The organism is Chryseobacterium formosense (assembly GCF_900116415.1).
Lineage (GTDB): Bacteria > Bacteroidota > Bacteroidia > Flavobacteriales > Weeksellaceae > Chryseobacterium > Chryseobacterium formosense.
Genome location: NZ_FPAP01000002.1, coordinates 696395 through 722176, shown reverse-complemented (window position 1 = coordinate 722176; position 25782 = coordinate 696395). Strand labels below are relative to the sequence as shown.

The window sequence follows — 25782 nt, the reverse complement described above, 5'->3', positions numbered from 1 at the left end:
TTCAAGTTGTATTTCCATTTGAGAGTACAATATTAACAATGTTATTCTTTAAACAGAAAAAAATGAATTATTACATCGACTCGGATAATGTCTTACATGGTCTCACTTAATTTAAAATACTGAAAATCACAATATTTTAATTGTAAAACACAAAATCAAAATGTATTAATAATATATAAAACAATATCAGTTTCGGGAGAGATATTGAGCTTTTTACGAATTCTATACTTTTTATTTTTCACGGAGCTCACGGTAGAATTTGTAGCTACAGCTATTTCTTTGGTGCTCAAATTCAGTTTTAGCAAAGCACATATTTCAAGTTCAGAAGAAACAAGATTTGGTGCCACTCGCAAAATATTTTCAAAAAAATCAGGAAATTCAGATTTAAAATAAGTGATAAACAGTGAATTTTTACTCATGGCAAGTTCATACAATTCTCCTGAAAAGCTAATTTTATCTGTCTTCTTTAATAAATTATCTAATCTTTCTTTTTCAATATAATATTCTCTAACCTTTACTTTATCTCTCGAGATAAAATAGATCCCAACAAATGTACAGCAGACAACTTCGATGACTTTATATACTCTTACATAAAGCTGTTTTACAGGTGAAAGATGAAGCCAGTAATCAGAGAATAAAGAATAATCCGAAAGTATATTAATAAGAAAAAAAAGCACGTATGACAGAATAAGAAAAATTATCCTGATTTTATCTATAGAAAAATCAAAAATAAATGCGACTGCAATGGCCAGCGAAATGTATGATAAATAATTCATACATCCTTTACCTGCCGTACCATCACAAAAAAAGACTACCAACCCGAGTAAAAAGAAAAAACCAGTCAGTAATTTTTTATTGAAACGAATGCTATCGGGCCACAATAAAGTGCTAAACATAAGTACAGCCATTCCTCCAAAAACACTTGCACTTATATACTGGTCAAGAAAAAGTGCGTTTATCAATACATTACAAAGCAAGAGAAAAACCAGAACTATCGTATACACATCAAACATGAAGCTTTTCCCATATTCGATTTCATTTTTTGCAAACTGTCTTTTTCTTGTTAGAAGAGATACAATATATTTCAGCATTGCATTTTTTTAAGCTACAATTTAATGATTATTGTGCAAATTATTCTTTTAACAAGAAAATAATAAATTGAGCTATAACAATATACGAAAAAAAGTCACCAGATTGGTGACTTTGCTGTTGATGTGGTTATACCTGGGCTCGAATATTTTTATTATCTACTATTAGAAATCTTTTTTCTCTCCAACCTTATCTCCCGCCACAAATAAACAGATAAAATTTGGGTATAGTTCTTTTCAGTAATATACCTACCCCTAAACAAATAAAAATCACTAAAACCGGCGCTAATATATAAATTATCAATGACATTAATTCACTATTATTTGTGATATAGAAAAGAGCTTTTTTTACAAATTGTAGCATAGGTTCATGAAAAATATAAATAAAAAATGAATAATTCATATATTTCAAATCGGAGGTTTTCTTTAGCCTCAATACGATCCTATCATACAAACTCCAAATTGCTAAAACACCAAATATCACACTTAGTTTATGCAAAAAAGTTAATAATGTGCCGAATTCATATTGAAAATGCAGAATCAAAGTTTTGATAATAATAATGGTGATCCATACAGTAAAATACAACCATGCTTTTTTTCCAAATTTTATTAAAAGTATCTTGTCGTAATGAATACTGATAAACGAACCAAGGATGAAGAAAAACAATGATTCGTTTGATAATATAATCAAATTAATGTCAAAAAACCAAATTAAAAATATGAGTATTAAAAATCCAAACTTAATCGATTTTAATAAATAAAACAGTAAAGGAGAAAGTATCGCCAACAACATTAAATCCCGTAAAAACCAAAGTTGGTATGGAATGGGTAAAAGGAAGACGGTTTTAATTTTCTCGACTGTACTATAATCAGCTATTAGTTTCTGACTAAAGAAAACACTCAGTTCTGGTATAGACTGAAGAACTACAAAAATGACAAACCACAACACCGACCAAAAAAGATATGGAATCAATATAGTTTTTATTCTTTTCTGTAATTTTGAAATAAATTCGTTAATACTTCCCTGAGTTTTCAGAAAAAATAAATATCCCGATATAGCGAAAAATATAGGTACAGCAACTCTGCAAATACCCTGGCTGAAAAAATTTTGAATCACTGAACTATATCCCTGCCTTAATGAGATAACGTCTGAACCAAGATTTACTATTAGATTATATGAATGCAAAAACACAACAAGAATAATCGATAAAAATGATATTGTTTTGAATTTTAAACTTAAAAATTCGTTCATATGTTACTGTTAAAAATTGTTCACAAGACTCTAAAAAAATCTGATATTAAGTTATCAACCTATATCTAAAAAACGTTTCAATATTTTATATGTGAAAAATATTGAAATTACCTCTAATAATCACCAATCTAAAAACCAAAGATATTCAAAAGTGAATAGAATACAGATAAAATTATTGCTCTTTTCAAATAATATGCAAATATATCTTTTTTAGTAATATCTAATATATTAAAAAAATAGCCCGTGAAGAAAATTGCTATCAATGAAAACCATCCTCCAAAAGACAATAAAATTCCTCATACATAGTAAATTCATCTTACAGATATGCCTCATCAATCCCAGCCAAATTTGGAGTTTCCCTATTATTATCATAAATAATTTTTTTTTACATATGCAACCCTAGGTGTTAAAAATTACGAATCTTGGTTAGAGAAGATTATCAGCAATACTCTTAAATAATATTCCCAATTAAAAATACTAGCATATTTATCTGAATTCGATATTGTTTCCGTCGATACTCTTTAAATTATTAAAGTTACCGGGAATGCAGAAGTTCACGTTCGAGCGAAAGCGTCAAAATCGGATCAGGTAAAAAAAGAAAACACTTCAGAATCATTATTTGATGAATTTAAGGAATTCTCTGAAAAACTTGTGAAAGATAACAATGTTGAGCAAAGAGTATGCGAAGCAAAAGAGAAATCGAAAGAATCGGTGACTAGAACCGGAACCTTCTGGAGCTTTGGACTTGTAGGAGGATTGGGAGCTTTTGCCCTACTACTTATTATAGTAATATTCATATACTTTAAAAATTACAGAAAAAAGATGAAAACACTAACTGAAAAAGATTACGAAAATGCAGCCAAAGAATTAGGCTGTGAAGTAGCTGCAATTAAAGCTGTTGCAGAAGTTGAAAGCTTAAATGGAGGTTTTCAGCCAGATGGAAAACCAAAAATTCTTTTTGAGCGTCACCAATTTCACAAATTCACTCAAGGTAAATATTCTGCAGCTAATCCTGATATTTCAAATTCACGTCCCGGAGGATATACTTCTAACGAACACTTAAGGCTTGAAAAAGCAGCAAAGTTAAACCGAACTGAAGCTTTAAAATCTACAAGTTCGGGAAAGTTTCAGATAATGGGCTTTAATTTCGCTATTGTTGGATTCTCAACCTTGCAAGACTTTATCAATGCAATGTATAGAAGTGAGACCGATCAGTTGAAAGCTTTTGTACAGTTTATCAAATCGAACAAACTTGATGATGAGTTAAGAGATAAAAGATGGGTAGACTTCGCAAGAATTTACAACGGTAAAAATTATCATATCAATAAATATGATGTAAAAATGGCGAATGCCTATAAGAAGTATATAAAATAAAAAAACCACAATATGTGGTTTTTTTTAATATATAACAATGTATCCTTTAAACGCTTCACCAAATTGTAATAAAATACTATTTAATTCAGCGGAAATTACTGAAATACTCATGTTCGAAATAAGTTGAGCTGCCATATCGGTGTCTTCGCTCACGTATTTATATACCTGCACAATAGGCTTCTCCAAAGGTTGCTCAAATTGAATTTGTAATGAATAAAATGTTCCAGTTTGTTGCCAATCATTTCTCGTAAATTCGTGTGTCATATCTATTATTTTAATTCGTGAAATATCTGAAAATTAAATATATTTAAATTCCGTATTTCTACTGAATTTCCAAAGAACACTTCAATACTAGGACGAAGTGTTCTTTTTTGGAACGTAGTTTGATATAAAAATTTCAACTCAAATATAATTAAAATTGTTATTAAAGACCTTTCACCTATCAATCCGGAAGGTCTTTTTTTATGGGTGTAATCACGTAGTCACATTTGCGAGAATAAATAATTATTAATATAATTGCAGCTCACTAACAATAATTTTTATGAAAAAAAATCTTCTATTTATTTTTACAATACTACTTATAATTGTAAGTTGTACAACAGACAGGCATTTCGAAAATGAAATCTCTAACGAAAAAAGCACTGGTATAGCGAATAAAGTTGGACCTCCGGTTTATGATTCAATTGTTTTTGTAGATCCCACAAAACCTAACATCAATGCCACAATTATTACTACAGACCAAAATTGTTACTCATTGGCTTCAGGATATGGTAACAATTATAGATACTATGTATCAGCAGGTAATACAGTTCCTTACGATAGAGTTATACATTCTATTGTAATTAAAGGCACAACAATATATCAGGTTTCACCGGTGACCATACCTGCAAATCAAAGTGTGTCACAAGATGTCACCATTTTTAACAATGAAACAAGTAGAGTTGAAAATGTAAAAATCAGGGTATTATCAGTCTTGAATGGAAATGTTGAAACTATTAATGATTATAATAAGGTTGATTTTGAGGGATATATTAACAATTGTTTTAATGAACCTCTAAATCTACCTGATTCATGTTATGATAAAGATCTAAAACCAATAGATGAAAATAAAAACGGTATCTGGGATTGCATGGAATAAAAAAATTATATAATAAAATGATTATATATTGTCTCCGTATTGAATGCTGGAGACATTTTTTATTACGTCATGTTTTGACGCTTCACGGACATATATTTCGAAAATATAATTCTGCATTTTTACAAATTAAGTGAGTGAAGTAAGATTTTTTTATCAGTCTTTGGATCTGTAAAGATTTCGCTTTCAAATTTAACATTCAAAATCCACGAATCCCATTTTCTCATTTCCTTATAAAAAGGACTAAATAGGCATTTCACTTCGAAATGCTGTTTATTTTCGTCGCCTTCAAATTCAACAATAATTGTTTTATCAGCGGGTTTTACATCTTCTATAATTCTTGCTTTTAGTTTCATTCCATTATTAACTTTTTATAGAGACTACTTCTTTTTGAATATCTAATGGTAATAACGGTCGGCAAAGCATTTTATTTACAACCCTATCTCTTAGTTTAGCTTTATCATTAAAATTTCTTGATATATTTTTATAAATTTTGAGATAATCATCAGCAGTTTCTGACATTTTGTAGTAAAACGGTTTAATAGATACACAGTTTTCATGTTCAAAAATTGTATTCAATAATGTTCTATCTGAATTGCCACAGGAATGCCCAAGGACATAAACCTGAAATAATCCTGAATTAATTGTTTGGAGTAATCTTTTATAATTATCTGTGTTCGCGTAATTAATAGATTTAACATTATCTAAGTAGTCATTATCAATAAGCTTTTCAATTTCTTTAAAATTATCATCAAGCTCGTCTCCATATCCAAAAATAATAGAATTCTTTGTATTATTTAATTCTCCATGAATATGTATGACTTCATCTATTTCATCATCTACATAAGATTGTTCTGTCTTAGTATAATTAAAAGTAAGAAAAGTCAATGGTGATAATTTATCGAAAGGCATTTTTAATCCTTTAAGATATTTAAAAAATGATGCTTTACTAAAATTATCATCAGCTGAATTTAAGACAATCATTTTTTCAAAATTGCTCAGATAACTTGGATCGTTTTGTGAAACAGGAGAAAAATAAGGCTGTAATTTCTGCAAAAGTTCATCACTAAATTTTCTTAGCCCATTTTCAGAAAAATCTTTAAAGTTAAAATCCTCTCTGACTATAGATTTAATTGAATTAATAATTCTCTTATTAACTTTTGTATTTTCCTCAATTTTAATAAGATATTTTTCAAGCAAAATTTTAATTTTTTCAAAATCTTGATTTAACACTTTAATATCAAAATTAGAATTGCTAGCTCCATGAGATTTGCAGAGTAATAGTTCTTCGTAATATGCCTGTTCAACATCAACCCAATCCCATCTGTGCAGATGTGTAGATAACTTAAAGAAAAAAGAATTAAGTCGCTTAACAACTCGACTTGAATTGGCCATCATATAAAGAAACTCCTTATGATCTTTAAAAGCGTCCTTAGCTATAAATTCTATTATTTCAAACTCATCATTCTTGTATACTCCTGCATTGGTGTTATGAAAACCAGCAAAGGAATTTCTCCAATAATCATACATGAAATCCCAATAAGATGTTTTCATGCCATGTGCAAGATCAAATCCATTACCTATAAGAATAATTCTGTTTATCATGTTTAAAGTTTTTACAATTATATGAAATTACAACTATTTTTGCGTTAAAGTTCTACTTATTGCAACTTGAACTTTTGAAAATCTGAACCCGGACTCCCATTCGGGTTTTTTATACTACTCTTAAAGTTTTTAGATCTTCATTCTTTCTGCTCTGCCTTCCAGTTGCATATATTCCAGTTGTTTCAGGAGTTTTATGATTAGCCATTCTTTGAGCCGCTCCAGCAATTGGAATAATTGGCACTTGAGTTTGCTCTTCGATTTTATCCAGAAACAAATGTTTAAGACTATAAAAATCTTCAGTAACAATAATAATATTACCATCATCATCTTTAATTTCCTTAGACTTTTTCACATACTTACTCCACCGTCTTGTTATTTGTTTCGGATCAATTGAATTTATTCCTGGACAAAGTTTATTTGAAAATAAAAAATCATCCTCAGTCTTACAAAGTTGAAGAACTTCTCTCCAATAATGTACAGCGTCAGGAATAATAATCTTTTTCTCCCAAACGTATTGCTTACCTTTTTTTATTAGTACTTGGTATTCTTGATTCTCTAAGTCTACATGCTTTTTTTGTACTCGAAAAAGTTCTGCAGTACGTCCAGCGGAATAAAAGAAGATCTTTCCATATCTGAAAAAATTGTAATGCTTATCCCTCAGGTAATAAAAAACATGCTTTAATTTATCATCAGTAATAACCTTTCGAATATTTTTCATAATAACTTTTCGTGAAATATCCCGCACAGGATTGTATTCACAACAACCGAATTCAATCAATTCCGAGAATAATCCCATCAAATAAGATCTTGATTTATTATAAACGGAATCGGTCAGGTTTTGGGATTCAAGAATATTTTTAATGTGCCAGGTTCTTACCTCGTTGATTAGTAAATTTTCAAAGCCTAGTTTGTCTTTAATTTTCTTTACATGTTTTACGCACCGTTCAACCTCATACGCATGACTTTTAGAATATCCTGATTTTAATTTTTCTAATGATTTTTCAAGAGCTTCAACAAAAGGCATGTAAGGATGTAAGATCCCTGCTCTATTCGTCATGAAAGATTTTGTTATTGGATTAAATTTCTTTTCATCCAACATTTTTTCCATTTCTTCCTTGAAGATTTTTGCAGTGAGCTTCAGTTCCGGAAGATCATTCCCGGAGAATTTTTTTCGGTACTGGAAACCTTTTGGATATTTATCAATATATGCCGGATCGTGAAATCGACATTCAATAAACCTGTTTTTTTCAAACTTGGATTTCGTAAAATTGTGATAATTTTTTGGAGAAATAAAGACTTCGGTTCTTGAACAACCGTTGACTAAATTGATAAGTAGTTTTCTCATGATGGTAGATTTAATGTTGACTGTCATGTTGACTTTCAAACATTTTCTACCTTTGTTGAAGCTTTTTAAAAATCTCGGAAACCTATTGTGGGAAGGGCTTCCGAGATAGTGGTCCCACCTGGGCTCGACGTTTATAATATTTCATATTGATATTTAACATTTTACATATTAATCTTTAATAGGATATGCCTAAAAGTATGCCTTTTTACTCTATAAGTGTTCTTAAATATGGAAAGGCATTTGAAAAGTAAATTAATTTGATTTCTTGACTAATAGGAAAGTAAATATTCCAATAATGAACCTTCCTAGTTACAAACTTGTGGATAATCATTCCATCAGGAAGAATTTCAATATCTACTCTTGTAACTCTATCTGATAAGACTTTATTCATTCTGTTATAATAGTGTTCTGATTTCTTATCAAATTCTAGTATTACAACTTCCAATATATCCCAATAGAATATGAGTTCTGTTCTATGAGGTATAAAACCCAAGAACTTCTTTACTTCACTTCCTACCCATAAGTAACTACAGTAAGAGTTATCAGATATACTATCAGCAATGCTCATTAGGTTTAGCTCCCAATTATCATATTGATACCCAATTCTAAATGGTATTCTTGGTTTCAAAGTATGTAAATAAAAACCACCTGTTTTAGGTGGTTTGCATATAATTATGTTCTTTATTTATATTTTATAATACTGACTACTTTGGAATAATAGGATTTAATGATTTCTGCTACTCCAATAATCTTTCCTCCTTTAAAATAAATCTGATATCCTCTGTAGTCATAAGTTTTAAATATTGAATTATTATAGTTCTCAGGAGCTATATCAGGTTCTAGACTTACTATGAATGGTTCTTCTGTATCTTTAACATTACTTAGTTTTAGAGGATAATTGCGAATATCCAACCCATTATTGTGGTAAACAATAGGAGGTTTACCAGAATCAAAGTAAATTTCAGTAGGTGTATTATATATTTTTCCATCTAGCTCATAATGATCTGATTTAAAAATAAATTGTGCTTTAACTGTAAATGAAGCTAGTAGCATTAAGATTAGGGTTAATAGTTTCATGTTGTATGATTAGGTTAAGGTAATTCTTGTTTTGGAATAGTATATGAGTTAAGAAACTCTATAATAGCATCAGCATTTTGATCAGTCAATCCTATTGTATCATCTATATGGAAGAAATGTCTTTCTTGAATATCAAGTATATCATCTTCATCATCAATGATTACATAGTTCTCTAAACCTCCTTCTAGGCTTTTATGGTGGTCTCTAATCCATTTAAGGATTTCCAGACCTCTAGGAGCTAACTCAAATGTATCTTTATAGTGAAGTGATTCTGTAGCTCCTATTATTTCTGCTTTAATCCCAATATCATTAAATAAGTTCTTTATTTCATCTAGGGTTTTAAGTAATTTCCAAGCTGAACTAATAACTATTTTAGCTCCTGTACTTTCTACAATCCTGTTAAGAGCATTAACATTATTACTATCAAAATGGGAGGTTTCTTTGTGATGGGAATGCAAACTTTTATTCTTGTAGTATTCTGCATTATTTAAGACACCATCTATGTCAATAAAAGTGATTCTCATTGCTGTTTCTTTTTAATTATAATTCTGAATAACAAGTACAATATTCCTATGGTTCCTATACCAATTAACACCCATTTAATGAGCTTCTTTCTTTCATATTCCTTCTGCATATTTTGGAGATCTATATCATCAGGCATTGCGTAAGGATTTAGTCCATTAGCTTTTGCCATTTCTGCATACTCTTTTGGAAAGGTCTTTATGCTTTGCCCCCCACTTCCATATAATCCTGTAATTGATCTAGATGTATCTTTAGTATCTTCCGGAGTTATCTTATTAAACTTTTCTTGTAACTCTTCCTTAGACCTAGGCTTTTCAGATGATTTAGCCACAATAGAATTATCTCCAATTCTCAATATACCATTAGAGTTTCTAAAGCCTTTTATCTTTCCATTCTTAAAAGTAATAGTGGCTATGCCTGTTTCTCCATATCTCCAAATTTCTTCCCCAACTATATCATAAGACTCTACACTAGTAGGTTCTCCCTGTATATTTTTAACTTCTTGTTTAGTAGAACCTATATTGATGTATTGTGCATACAGAGTGTTTAAACTTGATAAAACAAGTACAATTAATGGTAAAATCCTTCTCATTGTTCAGTTTATTTAATTGGTAATTTATCTTTTAATGTGTCTAAATCCTTACGGGAATCCATAATGTAATATTGCCATATATGGCATTACAAACAGTAAATATATTTAATTCCTTTGACCTGACAAATATGACAAGTTGGAAAAATCAGAGATTTTAAAATTAGTTGGTAAGAGAATTAAAGAAATGAGAATACAAAAGGGTATTTCTCAGGCTGACTTAGTGGGTAAGATGCGGGGAGAAATAGATCCAACTAATATTTCAAGAATAGAAGCAGGAAGAACTAATCCCACAGTTTATACTCTTTACAGAATATCAGAAGCCTTAGAAGTAAAACTTTCAGAATTAATAGATATAGAACTAGAGCAATAAATAATATACTAAGCTACAATTATGATTTGGCTATATTATATATATCTAGATTAATAAAGGTATACTGAAATTTCTACAATCTAATAGCCATTTCAGCTCATATATTCTTATACAAACATGTAGGATCATTCATTGAACTAGATTCATTATAATAGCCCTTCATCAGCAAAGCTAAAGTAAGATTCCTTATTGATAATTAAATGATCTAGTAGCTTAATTTCCAAAAAGTCACATCCAGTCTTTAATTTCTGTGTAATATTCATATCTGCTTTACTAGGTTTTAAATAAGTGCTAGGATGATTATGTACTAAAACAATATGGGTTGCTACAGATTTTAGAGCAATGGATAGAACCAATCTTATATCTACTACAGTAGAAGAAATACCACCTTTAGATAAAGAGTAAAACCCTATTATTTTAAGAGCATTATTAAGAAATATAACCTTGACCTCTTCAAGCATTTCAATTGTATTTAAATTCCAACATTTTAAAGCTACCTTATAGGAAGACTCACTATCAGAGATTATAGTATCTATTATGTTGGGTGAATAAGAAATCTGTATTTCTGATACTTGATGATGTTCCATAAATTAAAAGTATTAAGTGAGGATTAATAAAATGAAAACTTCCACTTCTGTCATTCTACCTATATAAGATAAAAATCCAAAGTGGAAGTATTTCTAATTGAACTAGATTAATTAAAGATATTCCGTCCAGAATTAGTAATTACTATATATAAGCTTACCAAAAATGGACGGATTTAATTTTAATCTGCTAGTACAGCTTCAAATCTACTATTCTTAGAGAATGCTTCTAAATCTGCTTCAAAGCTATCAGAACTAGTATTAACACTAGCATTTATTGTATTTGATGAAGCTGTAATTTCCTGTGGTGAATATACAAACCTATGATTAAGTACAACCACTTCTCCTGTATCTTTAATAGTGTACTCATAGGGTTCGCATTCTTGTTTAATAATAGTGCCTTGCATTTGTGTTCCAATTAGAGCCTGACAGGTCTCTTCATCAAATGTAGATGAAATGAAAGTTTTCTTTGCTGTAACATAATACTGATTGGTCTTTTGGCTTAATACCATTTCAATACCTGCTTGAACTTCTAAAACACAAAATGTTGTACCATCCTCTCTTTGTCTTTTAATGTAGTTTGTAATTCTAACCATTGCTTTAAGTTTTTGAGTTAAGATTTACCTTTCCTTAGAAGCTAAATCAAGCAACTTTAACTTTAGTTAAAACTAAAATCTAATCTCTGCCAGATTATTTATTTCTAATAGGAAAGGTGCGGGGATGCTCCCCAATCCAACATAGGCGGGGGTACTTGATAGAGAAGCATAAGCTCTTATAAATGGTCTTTGAATTTGCAGTATGTAAAAATTATAATAAGAGAAATCTTTATGCTGTCATTATTATATTATCTAACATCATCCAATAATCCTTCAATAAACTTAATAAATCCTTTGAATCCTTCAACACAAGCTTTTCCAAATCTAATCATGAATCTTGAAAGAAACACCAGTAAATCTGTAATTCCAAATGTTACAGCATACATGGTTTCTTTAGTTACTACTTTTAATAGACTCGCAGCTTTTTGTGCATAAGTAGTTCCTTTTATGATATTTCCTTCCCCTGCTGTGAAGATAGGAAGTAAAATATTGATAATGAATTCAAAAAAAACTATACCTACATAAAATGCTATTGTATGACGAGATGCATTGTCCCAATATCCTTTCAACTTATCAAAGATACCTTCAAAGTCAGATTGGAAGATGCTCCCACTTATACTGAACAGATTTTTAACTCCTTTCAAGAACTCAGGAACATTAACTAAAACCCAGTCTAATACATCTTCTGCTTTCTCCAGTAAATCCCTTCTATCCTTATATTGTTCATAAGAAAAAGCTGTAGTTGGTTGGAAAAGAAACTGTAAGATATATAAAATACATTGTAAAAGCCCAATAAGACCACTATTAATACCACAGTAAAAAGCATTGGCAAGTTTAAGAACTTCAACTCCTTTCTTTGCTAAATCTACCAATTCATCCTTAACCTCAGTAAGAAAGTTTTTAATAGTATTAATAACACTGCTAATCATCTCTAGAAGTTCTTTGAAGGCATCAGGAAGATTTTCTATAGAAGCATCTTCAACCTTATTTGCTGCCTTTTTTACCAGCTCCCATACTTGCGTAAAAGCAACTTCTGCTCCCTGAACAAAAGGATTATTTCCTAAATCATCAAAGAATTGTGCAGCCTTATTTATATTTATAGGAATGGAAATTACATCTGCACCTATCACAATAGGAACAAGAGGAGAATAGTCTTTAGCTTCTGGATTATAATTCTTCTCAGTAGGTTTTAAACTTTCTAATTGCTCTGCACACCATCCAAAAGCATCAGCAGGAATAGAGGTAATATTTCCTATAATCTCCTCAAATCTTCTGTCTTCAATATAAAACTGATATTGTCTCATAAATGCTTCACGAATGAGTGTTGCATTAATCTTATCATTATCATAGGTGTATGCTAATTGTGTTAAGTAAGCTGCCTCGTCATCTAACGAATTTATATTCTTTAAGAATTTCCCAGTGATATCAGAAGGTAATAGCTCAGGAAACCTCATAAAGAATTGAGTAAAATAATCACCCATTTTAGTAATATAGAAATCACCTACAAAGCTGGATTTATTAGAGTTGTTCTTTTTAAGCCGAGTATTTTCTTTATCATCAAATATTTCTTCCATAAACTGTATTTTAGTATTTAATATTTAGTTTAATGTTTCTAAAGCAAAGCTAAATCTTGACTGTGCCAAAACTCGACGTGTTATATTTTTCTACGAGTAATCAAACTATGTCTATAGTAAGTACCTCCCTTATTGCATAAATACATTGAAACTAAAAACTTCGTTGGACATAATGAAATTAATTGAGATTTTTCTATTTTAGTACTCTCTATAATAAAACTTATGAATGAAAATGAAAAAAAAGCTGTTGCTTACAGTTTATTATCACATATTAGAAATTCTGGAACCCTAATTACAGGACCAATTGATTATTTTTTACCATTAGTTAAAAGAGCCTTAAACTCATTGAATAGTGTAGGTAAAAGGGGTGGGAAATCTATTATTGAAATTTCTGATGAGGTATGTAAGATGTTCACTTTGGAAATTCCAATCCCAGTATTAAGCAAAATTTTAAAGAAGGTAGAACTGGAAGAAAACACCAAAGGCAAAGAAAACTTCAAATTATATCATGATAATTCCTATCAACTTAAAGATTATCATTTCTACGAATATGAACAACTATTCCAAGATAAAAATAAAGAAATAAATGAATTAGATGCCTTATTTATTCAATTTTGTGAAATAAATGGTTATAAGACAGAATATTCATTAGTAGAATATATTGACAAAAGCAAAATATCTCTGCTTAAACATTTAAATAGTGATTTGGATGTAAATGCCATTAAAAATGGTGTTATTGAAGCAAAATTCATAGACTATTTTAAGAATATTCCCAATGTATTTGATCTGATAAAAAACATTTATCTAGGTTCTCTTATTTCTACATATTTAGAATTTGAAATGACAGAATATCAAGAGGATACAGAGCTTTTACTTGATACAAATTTTGTTGTAAGCTTATTAGATTTAAACACACCTGAATCAACTAAAACATGTGAAAAAGTAGTTGAATTAGGAAAAAAGAGAGGTTTTAAAATATCTATCATGGATGATACCATAAAAGAAATTCAGCAACTTCTCAATAAAAAAGCAGAAAACATAAATAACTCTACTTTAATAAAATATGTAAACCCTGAAGATATATTAAATGCTTGTGAAAGAAGAAAATTAAATAGAGCAGATTTAGAAAGAATTTCTGACAATGTTCAAGAGATTCTAAATAAAAGGGGGTTTAATATTCTATATGTACAAGAAAGTCTAAGAAATAGAGCTAAACATTCCGCAGAATATGAATCATTAAAAGAGGTTAGATTCAATAGAATTTCTGCTTTGCATGATGCAACAGCTATTTTATATGTAAGAGATAAAAGAGCAAAAAGAATTAAAAAATTTGAAGAGGCAAAGTGTTGGTTTGTAAATAATTCTATGAACAATGATGAAAGTAGTGACAGCTTTTATAATGATGATTTTATAAGAGAAACAATTAGGGCGGATGAATTATTAAGTATTCTTTGGTTATCAAACCCAGAAATAAAAAAAGACCTTAGTGAAAATGAATTTGCAGAAATAGGATTAAATTCCATGGTTTCAATTTCACTTAACTCTTCAATTCCTAAAGCAAGTGTGATAAAAGAATTGGAAGATAATATCTTTAAATACTGTGAAGAACAAGTCACAGAAAAAGACATCTTACATTTAGCTACTAGAATAACCAACAATCAAATTAAGAATGTTCAAGAACTAAATGATATTGCCTCAGAAGGAAAGAAAGATGAATTTGTAAAAAGAATTAAAGAAGAATCTGAGAAGCAAGAAAGAATAGAACAAGAAAGAAGTTCTAGACTTACAGAGCTCATTTCTAAATTTAAAAATAAAATTCAAACCTTTGATAATGAAATTGAAGCTCAGACCCAAAATTCTAATGTTTTAACAATAGAAAATGAAGATTTAAAAAATGAAGTTAAAATTTTACAAGAGAAGTTAGAAACAGAAAGAATAAAAAAAGCCCTTAAAAAATGGAGAAGACAACCATGGGTACTCCTTTGGAGTTTTATAGGTCTGTTATTCTGTTTTGTAATATATATTTTATATAAAGCCAATTGGGTTGTAAATGAAACAGGTAAAGTAATAGACGATTTAAAATCTACACCTTTCTTTTCATTTATTTTTTGGTTAATATCAATAATATTTTCTACGCTTATTTTAGGAAACTTTATCTTAAAATATTGGAATCACTCGAATATTAAAGCGTATAAAGAATCTTTAAAAGAAAAATGAGGCTATTACAATAAATAGCCTCTTGCTCTAACTCAAAAACCAATGATAACCAGAACTACCATTAAGTGCTTTCTGAATACCCTTTGAAAACTCAAAAGCATTCAAGTTCCTATCTAAGAAAGTATCTATGTAAGAAGACTTGTTAGCTTGGGTAAAGAGATTATAGACATCCCAAAGATTGATATTTCCGCTCTCTTGTCTGCAAAAATTCTTATCCTCATAATAATCTTTTGCCATTGTATTAATATGACTGTCATTAAAATTTAGTAAAGGAATATTCTGTTTCTCAGACTTAGGCAAATGCTGATATAACCTGCTACGTCTTATTAGTTGAGAAAATTGATGTTCTGAAAGATAATCCTGTGTAAGCTCTTTCATTTGCATAAGATGAAATTCTGCATTATAACTCTGTATAGCTTCTAGTGCTTTAGTGTATAGGTCTTGTGAGTCCCCAACTCTCATATCTTCAACAAAGCCATCACTACTTACACAGAGATTCATGCAAACTTGATTTTGAAACCCTATGAAGAACTTAAACCTTTCTAAAGACTTCTTATTGTAAAGGTTCTCCAAGTTATAACCTCGTACTCCTCCAATTGTCAGAGAAAGTTCATTTCCATTTACTATATGATTTATACTAGGTACTTTAATTATAAATGCCATTCTCTCATAATACATAGTTTTCTCATGCTCTAATAGCTCTTTTACAGGTTTATGAATAGCTGAAGGGGTCCTACCCTTAATCTGATGGGAAACCCTAATTTCAGGTTCTGTACTGTGATGTGGAAATACTTTCTGAACTGCACTCAGCACAATCTCAATAAATTCCTGATGAGCAATAGTTTTCTCATTGTCCTTACTGAATACAGGTATAATACAATCATTCTGCAAGTGATGTAATGTAGCATCTGATGTATTGGCTAGTATGAAAGGACTAGGCTGATTATCTCTTTCAGCTAGTACAATAGGAGCATGAGATATAGTCTGTATTTTAGAATTAGACATAAAAGAAGCCTGAACTACATTTAAGGTTTCAGGCTTATTATTTATTATACTAGATTCACTTTCAGGTTGTTCAAGAGTATTCATTTTACTTGGATAGAATACTTCAGCATCTTCAAAACTCTCATTATCATCTAAGAATATATCTCTTATAGAATTCCTAGATACATTCCTTAACTCTAACTCTGCAATATCATTCCCTATTATGCTAGTAGAATTTGAGATTACAAATGCTTCCTCTAAAGTAGCAGGTTTAATTTTATTTTTGATGTCCATTTCTACTGAATTGATTAGGGTTAACAGTGTGTATTAATATTGTCTTTCTAGCTTCAAAGTCAGGCTTTAAGGTATTGTGATACCGTGGAAACTGTCTGTATAAGGCTAAAAGCTCAGCTACAGAATTACAATCCTGAATAGCATTATATACCTCTTCTTCTGTAGCTTCAACCTGTTGGGCTTGCTGAGGTATTTCTATAGAAGCTGAGGTATTGATTGAGTTACTTTCAGACTTTTTCCCTGAATTACACCATTCCAATATCATTCTGCCTGTTTCAGATGTAATAACAAGCTCAGGTTTATTCATAAATAATCCTGTTCTATCTTTTGAAGCCTTAGCAAGGTGATTCTCATTTATAAGCTCGAAGTTGATAGTAAGTTCATATTCAAAGCCATCTCGTGTAATTTCTTTAGTTCCATGTTTTACTACTTGGGTTTTTCCATTACTCCCAACATCTAAAGAATAATCTATTTTCCTTCTAGTTGTTGTAATAATATGGCAACTTGACTGCAATATCTTATTGATAAAGGCTTGATGGCGAGGTGTAACTAAACTCCAATCTTGGAACCTACCTCCCAACTGCTCATGAATCTGTAAACATCCTCCTGTACCATTCCATTCATGGGAGACACTGTCAATAATTACAACTGAAATATTAGATTTCTCACATAATTCAATAGCCTGAATATATCTTTCGGGAGAGTAAGGAGCTTGTAGATCAAGTACATTATAGTTTCCTAAGTCTGAATATAAGGAAGCAGAAGAGTTTTCTGTGTCTATGACAGCTATTTTACTCCAATCCTGTGTCATGCCATAGGCTAATAATAAGGCTGATTTGGTCTTTCCAAATCCTGATGCCCCAGACAAGCCAAGTCTTAACTTGACTTGTTGTCTTTGTGATTGTTTTAATTGCATAATTATGAATTTTAAAAATGAATTTATTGTATGTGTGAATTATAAAGAAACCCTATGAGCTGTAAGTTTTACTAGAATCATAGAGATATATTTCATAGTCGTAGTTCAACTATAGATAAATGGAAATTGGATCTAGGTTTTACAACCCTAGATAAGTAGGTATTTTATGTAATTCTTCATCTATAAAAATAAAAACCCTCATCAATTATGAGGGTATAGCTAAACTTCCAGTTTGGTTTGTTTATTTATATATATAGAATAACTAAAGTGGAAGTTTTATTCAATAGTGAAAAATCCTGTACTCCCATCAGAATATTCTATATTTGGTATGCCATTATCTAAACTTATTAATGGTAGATTCTCTTCAGGTATTTTAAAATCATTACTGGATAATAAATTGAAAACCATTTCTGATTCTGGAATAGTTAGAACATCTTTAATTACAAAAGGATTTCCTTGCATAGTTGCATTATTTACCTTTTTACTTTTCCCATTGAAGAAATCATCTTTAAGGTAATTATAGAAAGCTTTTTCTTTTGATTTGTCAGAGTAATCCTTTCTTGTAAAGACACCTTTAAAATCAAAAATCCCACTACTAATAAATGGATCTTTTGTAATCAGAGTTTCTGACATCTTATTATACCTTTCTCTTTCATGTGATAATATAAAATCTGTAGGGGGATCATTATCAAGATACCTCTTATCTCTTCCGGTAGTTTTAATGTAATTAACCATCTTCTGCCTAAAGTAATCCAGATCTATAAATGCTTGAACCAGAGGCTTATCTTGTTCTGAAATACTAGCTGGATTTGAACTTAGCTTTAAAGCTTGTGAAATACAAAATTGAAAATACATACCTCTAGTATATTGATTGTCTGAAGCTTTAGTATTCTTGAAGAGGCTGTTAAACTCTTTATTCTGAGGATATAACTTTCTTTGAGTAAAAACAAGTAGCTGTTGTCCAAATATTTTATGACTAGGAGTAATCTTAATGTATTCTTCTTTTCCTTTTGGCTTATAGACAACCTTATGTTGTGAGAATATCTCATTTTGTAAATAATAATAGAAATATCTATCACTTAAACTAGCTCTTAAAAATTGACAATGTTCATCTCCTATATAAGTACGTACAAAAGTTTCCAATCCTGCTTGAATATTCCCTTCTTCAAAAAATAATACAGGTGTGTTAATTACTTTTTTTAGGGTACAGTTTACAAATTGATTGGTAATAGCACAATAGAGGATAAAAGCTGACAAATCCTTTCCAAAGAACTTATGATGCTTCACAAAGTACTTTTCTCCATCAGAAAGCTTATAATCTTTATAAGTAGGGAATAATAATGATGGCTTACCATCTCTTTTTAATGTTTTTATAAAGCTTTCCTCATTTTCAGTATTCTTGTATACTACGTTTTCATAATAGTCTTTTAAAAGAGAATCTTGCTGATTAAAAGAATGGTATTTTACAAACTCGTAATCTTTAGATTTAGATTTATGATTATTTAGGGATTTATAGAAATCAATAAACTTATCTTTCAATTTAGTTTCACTTATAGGAAGTGAGGTATAATCAAATTTGTCAGGTGGTGGCAAAATAATATGAATTTCCCCCTTAACTCTTTGTCTTGCTATTGCTTGAATAATTGAATTAACCCCATCAGCAAATATGCCAAGCCTTCCTGAAGTGTCTTTGCCTCCTTTCACAGATAGCGGAGGCATTACAATAATGAATGCGTGATTATCTTTCTCTATACTAACTCCAGATTTAAAGTTAGTTCCAACATTACATTTATCTTTATTGGGATTATATCTGTTAGCCTTTTTAGAGCTTTCTTTTAAACCAGATGTACAGTTATTAAGTTCCCCAAAAGAGTCAAATAGTATTTTACCAGCTCCCTTATCTGTAGTACTGCAAATACTCTCTGCAAGTTGCTTTGAATATGATAATATATCAATTCTCTTACCTCTATTTACAAGCTCTTGAATAACATTCATAAGATTAGAGCTTTCATTAGAATGCTTAATAGTAGTATCAAAATGCAAAAATAAATCAGATTGTTTAGCTTTTATTACTTTTCTTTCAGATTCTATTATTTGAATTTTATTATCAGTTAGCTCAGCAAGATATTCAATAACCACCTTAGACGCTTCATTGTATGTAGCACTTAATATAAAGTTCTTATGTATTACATCTTTCCATTTCCATAGATTAAAGATAAGCCTTTGTTTAAAGTTACCTATGGCATCATGTATCTCATCATAAATAAAGATAACTTTTCTATTATTCTGTTTGCACTTATTACTTAAATAATCAATATATTGCCTTTTCTTCTTAGAGTTTATAAGAGAGTCTTCTCCTGGATTACCTAAAAGACAATTTACAGTTACAATTTGAACCCTGCAATTCCAAGAATCTTTTGTAGAATCATCATCAATCCATTCATACCTATAAACTTCATCATCAGGTACACCTTTATCAATAGCTTTTGTAAAGTACTGTTCCACTAAACTTACATAAGGAGAAGCTATAAAAATAAGATAGTCTGTATTTTCATAATAGTGTTTTACCACTTCCATTATAGCTGTAGTCTTACCTTGTCCAACTGCTGCATTAATAACTACAGTATCTTTACTACCTAGATCCAATTTTGGAATTAGTACATCTTTTATATAACCTGTTTTAGGATCAGGTGTTATTACAATTTTAGGTTTAACTAAATAATCTGGAAAGTCTGTGTGATTGATTTCTTTAAAGTCAATAGGGAAATCTTCAAAATGAATATTGGGTAGCTCCATATATGAATGTAAAATTTAACTGCCTTGTAAAAATACCACAAAGCAGTTAATCCATTATTATTTTAGTTTAGAATTTAACCTATTTATCTGCTCACCAACCTTACTCTTAACAACTTTAGCGTAATGTTCTTGAGTAATAGTAATCTTAGAATGTCCTAAAAGCTCACTTACAATCTCCATGGGTACATCATTATAAAGTAAAACAGTTGTTGCAAAGGTTCTTCTAGCTAGATGATGAGTAAGTCTTTTATCTAATCCAACTATATCAGCTATTTCTTTTAAATAAGCATTAAACTTTTGATTACTAAACTTAGGTAAAACTCTTTTTTCATCAATATAATCATATTTTTCAATTATCTTCTTACCTCTAGAAAGTAGTGGTATTGATAATAAATGCTGAGTTTTACCTCTAATCATATTAATCCACTCATTACCATCAAAGCCAATTATAATATGAGATTTTTCAAGGTTTACCATTTCATTATATGCTAAACCTGTATAACAACAGAAAACAAACATATCTGCTACTATTTGTAATCTCTCTGCTTTAAATTTATACTCTTCAATTTTAGCTAGCTCTTCCCTAGTCAAATAAGTAATTTCTTTTTTGATATGCTTTACTTTATAGCTAACAAATGGTTCTTTATGTATAATATCTTGAGATATAGCAAGCTTAACTATCTTCCTGAACCTTTGTATCATCTTATTAGTAGTTGCAAGAGCTAAAGATTTCTCTGCCTTCAGGAAGAATTCATAATCTTGAATAAACTTTAAGTCCAAATCTTTGAAATGATAGTCTCCCTTATTAAAAGAATACTTAATAAAATCCTTTAATAGTTCTTTTGCCTGTTTAAACTTCCATAACGTTGCTATAGAATACTCCTTACCTATCAGCTTTTCAATTCTATCATTATGTTCTTGAAAGAGCTGTAATATAGTTTTGTTCTTTTTAGGAGGATCTCCTTTGTACTGCAAGAAAACATCTTCCACATCAAACTCTTCTTCATTAACCTGTAGAAATAAAAAAGCCTGATTAATCTTGTTCTTAATCAGGCTCAATTGTGTATTGATAGTTTCATTCTCAGAATTAAGTGGTTTAACTTTCTGCTGTTTGTTATTCCAGTTTTCAGGGTTAATAAATAACCCTGTAGCAAAAGGTTTTCTCTCTCCCCTGTAAGTAATCCTACATTTTAAGGGAGCTAGACCTTTACTATTAGATTTTGATTTATCTAATACAAATAATATTTTAATTGTCATTTTCTAGTTTTAATGAGGGTTATAATGGGTTCCAATTTCTCAGAATGGGGTTCCTTTTGGGGATCTTTTTTAGTGTAGATTTAAAAGATAATGAGAGTGTTCTAGAAAAAAGAAGAATATAAAGCCTTGATTTTAAGGCATAAAAAAAGCCCAACAAACTTGACGTTTTGTTTGGGCTCTTAATTAGTGGTCCCACCTGGGCTCGAACCAGGGACCACCTGATTATGAGTCAGGTGCTCTAACCAACTGAGCTATAGGACCTCAAAATTTGGTTAAATTTTGTGTTTGCAAAAATAGTAAAATTTATTTCTCTGCAAAATTTTTTATTTCTTTTCTTGACAAAGTTCTACAAGCACTCCATTGGTTGATTTGGGGTGAAGGAATACAACTAATTTATTATCAGCACCTTCTTTGGGTTCTTCAGAAATAAACTGAAACCCTTCTTTTTTTAATCTTTTTATTTCTTCCAGTATATTTTCAACGCCAAAAGCCAAATGATGAATGCCTTCTCCTTTTTTATCGATAAATTTTGAGATCGGGCTCTCTTCTTTACTTGCCTCCAAAAGTTCAATCTTACTTTCACCAGCCGCATAAAAAGAGGTTACCACACCCTCTCTTTCTACAGTTTCGTTTTTATAAGATTCTTTTCCTAAAAGTTTTGTAAAAAGATCATCAGAAACCCCTAAAGATTTTACAGCAATACCGATATGTTCTAATTTCATAAATTTTAATAATATTTTTTTTAAAACTCAATTACAAATGAGCAATTCAAACAAAAATAGTAAATTTGCAGAACTTATGGAAAGTAACAGACAAAGAAAAGTAGCACAGATTATACAGGAAGATTTCGCAGAACTTTTCCGCAAACAGGCATCCGAAAGTAAGCAGAGTATTCTTGTTTCGGTTTCAGATGTAAAAGTAACTCCAGATCTTGGGATTGCCAAAATATATTTGAGCATTTTCCCACAGGAACATCGCTCTTCAATCATGAAAGAAATTGAAGAAAACAAGGCTCAATACAGAAACTTCATCGGCCAGAAAATGGCAAAACAGGTTCGTATCATACCGCAACTGAGCTTTTATCTCGATACGACTTTAGATGATGTTGAAAGAATCGAAAAAGAACTGAGAGGCGAAGGAGAAAACCCTGTTTTATAAAAAAAATTGAAAAACATTGCTTTTTATATCGCATCACGCTACCTTTTATCTAAAAAAGGAAGCACTGCCGTTACATTTATAACATGGCTTGCCGCAGTAGCAATGAGCGTGGCCGTAGCTGCAATGTTCGTTATCATTTCAGTTTTTTCGGGATTAGAAGATTTTAATAAAACCCTGATCTCAAATTTACATGCAGATCTTACCATTAAAAGCACTTCCGGAAAAACTATTAAAGATTTCAATAAGGTAAAATCAATATTAAAGCAAAACAAAGACATTTCACATTTTTCCAGGCTTATTGAGGAGAAAGTATATCTTAATTACAACGGGAAAGGTGATATTGCATATCTTCGTGGAGTTGACTCTGCTTATATAAAAGTAAATCCGATAAATAAAACGATTTTTTTCGGACGCTATCCTTCTTTTGAATATTCCAATGAAGTGATTATGGAACATTCTCTTTTGAATAGATTAGGTGTTCCCATAGAATCTGACCGCGATTTTGCGACTATCTTTATGCCGAAACCCGGAACGGGAATTATCAACAGGGAGGAAGATATTTATAATAAGAAAGAAATAATCGTTACCGGAATATTTCCCGGAAATGAGCAGCTCAATAATTATATTATTGCACCGGTAGAACTTACAGAAGAATTATTAAATCTTCCTAAAAACTCAGCTTATCAGGTTGTAATTCAGCTAAAAAATCCTGACAATACAGATAATGTAAAGCAAACACTTCTAAAAAGTTTAGGCAAAAACGTTGAAATTAAAACAAAAGAAGAAGAAAATGCAGCCTTCTGGAAGATGATCAATACAGAGAAGCTTTTCATTTACCTCATTTTTGCACTGGTAATTTTCATTACTACCTTTAATCTTGCCGGAGCCATTATTATTTTACAACTAGATAAAAAAGAGCAGGCAAAATCTCTTATTTCATTAGGCTTCCCATTGAGCCACTTAAGAATAACCTATTTCTACACCGGTATTCTTATCGTTTTACTTGGGATTGTTTCTGGTTTACTGTTAGGTACGGCATTATGCTTCTTCCAGCAATACACAGAATTATTCAAGGCTGTGGAAGATTTGCCTTTCCCTGTAAAAATTGTTGGGAAAAATTATTTTATCGTTGCAGCAATCGCTTCGGTCTTTGGTATAAGCATTTCCTGGTTTTTTTCGAAAATCAGCAAAGATTACATTACTAAAAATTAATACTTTATATTTTTAATTATTCGTAAATTTGGCGTCCAATTTAGAAAAAATGAGACGAATTTTACATTCATTTTTGCTAACACTGATCACGATCAGTGCTTTAGCTCAAGCTCCGGCTGGTTATTACAGTACCGCAACAGGTACAGGCGCCACACTTAAAACACAGCTAACAAACATTATTACAACAGGACATAATCCTGGTTCTTATTCCGGTTTGTGGACAGCATATCAAAATACCGACAGAGATTATTATTATGAAAATGATGGAACTGTGTTAGATATTTATTCTGAAGATCCAACAACAGCAGACCCTTACAATTTCTCTTATCCTGGAGGACAATGCAGTGGTACAAATGGGCCTGAAGGCTACTGTTATAACAGAGAACACATAGTTCCCCAAAGCTTATTCAACAGCGCACTTCCAATGTATTCGGACGTACACTTCATTCGCGCAACCGATGCAAAAGTTAACGGCGAAAGAGGAAATTTTCCATTTGGAAAAGTAGGAACATCTGTTGATTTTACATCCTTGAACGGATCAAAGAAAGGAACCTCGATCTCTCCTGGATATTCAGGAACAGTTTTCGAACCTATTGATGAATTCAAAGGAGATGTAGCAAGAATGATTTTTTACTTCGTCACAAGATACGAAACCCAACTATCTAGTTTTAATAATGGAAATATGTTAGGAAACTCTGCTTATCCGGGTTTACAAACATGGGAGCTTAATCAGCTTATTGCATGGCACAATTTAGATCCTGTTTCACCGGCAGAGATCGGAAGAAACAATGCATCTTATGCTTATCAGGGAAACAGAAACCCTTATATTGACAACCCCAATTATGTAAATTTAGTTTGGGGAAATCAGACTCCCGACAATCAGCCACCTACAGCTCCAACGAATCTGATTGCAAACAATCCTACGTCAAGCACAGTGGCACTAAGCTGGACTGCTTCTACAGACAACATTGGCGTTACAGGATACGATGTTTATGCTAACGGAGTTTTAAAAACTACCGTTTCAGGAACTTCTACAACAGTTCAGGGTTTAAACTCTTCTACTGCTTATAATTTCCATGTCATTGCAAAAGATGCTGCAGGAAATTTATCTCCTCAAAGTAACACAGCTACAGAAACTACACTTGCAGGAACCGGCGGTGGCGGAACTTGTGGAACAGAAGATTTCTCAAACATCCCGGCATCTGCTTCAAGCTATGCAACAAGAACATGGACAAACAATAATATTACCTGGACAGCAACAGATGCCAGAACAGACCAAACATTAAACGGAAAAGCAATAACGCTAAGAAACGGAACATTAAGCAGCAGTACAATTTCAGGCGGAATTTCAAGTTTGACCGTGAAAACACAAGTTAAATTCGGTGATCCTTCAACTGCAAACGTATTGGTGAATGATGTAGTGGTAGGAACAATTGCTTACAACACAACAGCAACTACAACTACAATAAACTTAATTAATATTCCCGGAGATGTTGTCATAAAAATAACCAACACTTCTACGAGCGGAGACAGATTTGCAATCGATGATTTAAGCTGGACTTGTGCAACATCATTATCAACTGTTGAAAATTCTAAAGACAAAGGATTCAGCGTTTATCCTAACCCGGTGAAAAACCACGAATTATTTGTAAAAGGTGAAAACCTGAACAAAGTTTCAAAAGCTGAAATCTATGATCTTTCGGGAAAACTGATTAAAAACATTACAAATCCGTTCAAAAATTCAAACAAAATTAATCTTCACGGGTTGGTAAAAGGAGTTTACATCCTAAAAACAGACAACAATTCTACAAAATTCATTGTAGATTAAGACCAT

At 30.9% G+C, this 25782-nt stretch carries 25 protein-coding genes and 1 tRNA gene; 7 read left to right on the top strand and 19 right to left on the bottom strand.

Annotated features, from left to right (window positions below; genetic code table 11):
* Positions 1-155 precede the first annotated feature (155 nt).
* Together BM371_RS09595 and BM371_RS09590 are read right to left on the bottom strand one after the other, a co-directional pair.
* Positions 156-1091 (bottom strand): helix-turn-helix transcriptional regulator, encoded by a 936-nt coding sequence (locus BM371_RS09595; protein WP_051882590.1) that lies wholly within the window; start codon positions 1089-1091, stop codon positions 156-158.
* Between the two features lie 187 nt (positions 1092-1278).
* Positions 1279-2340, bottom strand: a complete 1062-nt coding sequence (locus tag BM371_RS09590) for an acyltransferase family protein (protein ID WP_034673792.1) — start codon at positions 2338-2340, stop codon at positions 1279-1281.
* A gap of 651 nt (positions 2341-2991) precedes the next feature.
* Between BM371_RS09590 and BM371_RS09585 the strand changes: the two genes are divergently transcribed.
* Positions 2992-3714, top strand: coding sequence for an N-acetylmuramidase family protein (locus BM371_RS09585; RefSeq protein ID WP_228376703.1), 723 nt, complete (start codon positions 2992-2994; stop codon positions 3712-3714).
* Positions 3715-3738: 24 nt separating this feature from the next.
* Here the strand turns inward: BM371_RS09585 and BM371_RS09580 are convergent, their stop codons facing one another.
* The gene (locus tag BM371_RS09580) at positions 3739-3978 is read right to left on the bottom strand and encodes a hypothetical protein (RefSeq protein WP_034673790.1); all 240 of its coding nucleotides are present in this window, start codon (positions 3976-3978) and stop codon (positions 3739-3741) included.
* 277 nt (positions 3979-4255) lie between these two features.
* On the opposite strand from BM371_RS09580, the gene BM371_RS09575 reads away from it, so the two are divergent.
* Complete coding sequence (locus BM371_RS09575) at positions 4256-4852, top strand: hypothetical protein (RefSeq protein WP_034673788.1); 597 nt, start codon at positions 4256-4258, stop codon at positions 4850-4852.
* 119 nt (positions 4853-4971) lie between these two features.
* Here BM371_RS09575 and BM371_RS09570 read toward each other — a convergent pair whose 3' ends face one another.
* The 7 genes from BM371_RS09570 to BM371_RS09540 all read right to left on the bottom strand — a co-directional run bounded on the left by BM371_RS09570 (position 4972) and on the right by BM371_RS09540 (position 9990).
* A complete protein-coding gene (locus tag BM371_RS09570; RefSeq protein ID WP_034673786.1) occupies positions 4972-5205 on the bottom strand; it encodes a hypothetical protein in 234 nt (77 codons plus the stop codon).
* Positions 5206-5212: 7 nt separating this feature from the next.
* On the bottom strand, positions 5213-6454 hold the full coding sequence (locus BM371_RS09565) for an AbiH family protein (protein WP_074958667.1): 1242 nt from the start codon (positions 6452-6454) through the stop codon (positions 5213-5215).
* 109 nt (positions 6455-6563) lie between these two features.
* Positions 6564-7562, bottom strand: coding sequence for a site-specific integrase (locus BM371_RS09560; protein WP_131430868.1), 999 nt, complete (start codon positions 7560-7562; stop codon positions 6564-6566).
* 442 nt (positions 7563-8004) lie between these two features.
* Positions 8005-8427 carry a hypothetical protein gene (locus BM371_RS09555; RefSeq protein ID WP_051882587.1) on the bottom strand — a complete coding sequence of 141 codons (423 nt, stop codon included), beginning with the start codon at positions 8425-8427 and terminating at the stop codon, positions 8005-8007.
* A gap of 53 nt (positions 8428-8480) precedes the next feature.
* Complete coding sequence (locus tag BM371_RS09550) at positions 8481-8876, bottom strand: hypothetical protein (RefSeq protein ID WP_034673781.1); 396 nt, start codon at positions 8874-8876, stop codon at positions 8481-8483.
* Between the two features lie 14 nt (positions 8877-8890).
* Positions 8891-9400 carry an HAD domain-containing protein gene (locus tag BM371_RS09545; RefSeq protein WP_051882585.1) on the bottom strand — a complete coding sequence of 170 codons (510 nt, stop codon included), beginning with the start codon at positions 9398-9400 and terminating at the stop codon, positions 8891-8893.
* Complete coding sequence (locus BM371_RS09540; RefSeq protein WP_034673777.1) at positions 9397-9990, bottom strand: hypothetical protein; 594 nt, start codon at positions 9988-9990, stop codon at positions 9397-9399. The genes BM371_RS09545 and BM371_RS09540 overlap by 4 nt, the downstream gene beginning before the upstream one ends.
* Before the next feature lie 136 nt (positions 9991-10126).
* Between BM371_RS09540 and BM371_RS09535 the strand changes: the two genes are divergently transcribed.
* Positions 10127-10360 (top strand): helix-turn-helix domain-containing protein, encoded by a 234-nt coding sequence (locus BM371_RS09535; RefSeq protein ID WP_034673775.1) that lies wholly within the window; start codon positions 10127-10129, stop codon positions 10358-10360.
* A gap of 146 nt (positions 10361-10506) precedes the next feature.
* Here the strand turns inward: BM371_RS09535 and BM371_RS09530 are convergent, their stop codons facing one another.
* From BM371_RS09530 to BM371_RS09520, 3 genes are all read right to left on the bottom strand, one after another.
* Entirely contained in the window at positions 10507-10947 is a 441-nt protein-coding gene (locus BM371_RS09530; RefSeq protein ID WP_034673773.1) for a JAB domain-containing protein, read from the bottom strand.
* Positions 10948-11126: 179 nt separating this feature from the next.
* The gene (locus tag BM371_RS09525; RefSeq protein ID WP_034673772.1) at positions 11127-11540 is read right to left on the bottom strand and encodes a hypothetical protein; all 414 of its coding nucleotides are present in this window, start codon (positions 11538-11540) and stop codon (positions 11127-11129) included.
* Between the two features lie 248 nt (positions 11541-11788).
* Entirely contained in the window at positions 11789-13114 is a 1326-nt protein-coding gene (locus tag BM371_RS09520; RefSeq protein WP_034673769.1) for a phage tail family protein, read from the bottom strand.
* Positions 13115-13336: 222 nt separating this feature from the next.
* Here BM371_RS09520 and BM371_RS09515 point away from each other — a divergent pair, with 222 nt between their 5' ends.
* The gene (locus BM371_RS09515; protein WP_051882583.1) at positions 13337-15331 is read left to right on the top strand and encodes a hypothetical protein; all 1995 of its coding nucleotides are present in this window, start codon (positions 13337-13339) and stop codon (positions 15329-15331) included.
* Between the two features lie 27 nt (positions 15332-15358).
* On the opposite strand, the gene BM371_RS09510 is transcribed toward BM371_RS09515, so the two are convergent.
* The 6 genes from BM371_RS09510 to mce form a co-directional block, all read right to left on the bottom strand.
* Positions 15359-16609, bottom strand: coding sequence for a DUF3871 family protein (locus BM371_RS09510; RefSeq protein WP_034673767.1), 1251 nt, complete (start codon positions 16607-16609; stop codon positions 15359-15361).
* Positions 16593-17525, bottom strand: a complete 933-nt coding sequence (locus tag BM371_RS09505; protein WP_034673764.1) for an AAA family ATPase — start codon at positions 17523-17525, stop codon at positions 16593-16595. Before BM371_RS09505 ends, BM371_RS09510 begins: the two co-directional genes overlap by 17 nt.
* A gap of 276 nt (positions 17526-17801) precedes the next feature.
* Positions 17802-20321, bottom strand: a complete 2520-nt coding sequence (locus BM371_RS09500; RefSeq protein WP_051882580.1) for a DEAD/DEAH box helicase — start codon at positions 20319-20321, stop codon at positions 17802-17804.
* 57 nt (positions 20322-20378) lie between these two features.
* Positions 20379-21578: a site-specific integrase gene (locus tag BM371_RS09495; RefSeq protein ID WP_034673762.1), complete on the bottom strand. Its 1200-nt coding sequence runs from the start codon at positions 21576-21578 to the stop codon at positions 20379-20381.
* A gap of 187 nt (positions 21579-21765) precedes the next feature.
* Positions 21766-21839, bottom strand: a tRNA-Ile gene (locus tag BM371_RS09490).
* Positions 21840-21901: 62 nt separating this feature from the next.
* Positions 21902-22300: a methylmalonyl-CoA epimerase gene (gene mce, locus BM371_RS09485; RefSeq protein ID WP_034673759.1), complete on the bottom strand. Its 399-nt coding sequence runs from the start codon at positions 22298-22300 to the stop codon at positions 21902-21904.
* 76 nt (positions 22301-22376) lie between these two features.
* On the opposite strand from mce, the gene rbfA reads away from it, so the two are divergent.
* From rbfA to BM371_RS09470, 3 genes are read left to right on the top strand one after another with little or no spacing between them, the layout of a single operon-like run.
* A complete protein-coding gene (rbfA, locus tag BM371_RS09480) occupies positions 22377-22736 on the top strand; it encodes a 30S ribosome-binding factor RbfA (RefSeq protein WP_034677031.1) in 360 nt (119 codons plus the stop codon).
* A 6-nt stretch (positions 22737-22742) separates the two neighbouring features.
* Positions 22743-23948 (top strand): ABC transporter permease, encoded by a 1206-nt coding sequence (locus tag BM371_RS09475; protein WP_034673757.1) that lies wholly within the window; start codon positions 22743-22745, stop codon positions 23946-23948.
* A gap of 49 nt (positions 23949-23997) precedes the next feature.
* Complete coding sequence (locus BM371_RS09470) at positions 23998-25776, top strand: endonuclease (protein ID WP_034673755.1); 1779 nt, start codon at positions 23998-24000, stop codon at positions 25774-25776.
* Positions 25777-25782: the final 6 nt, after the last annotated feature.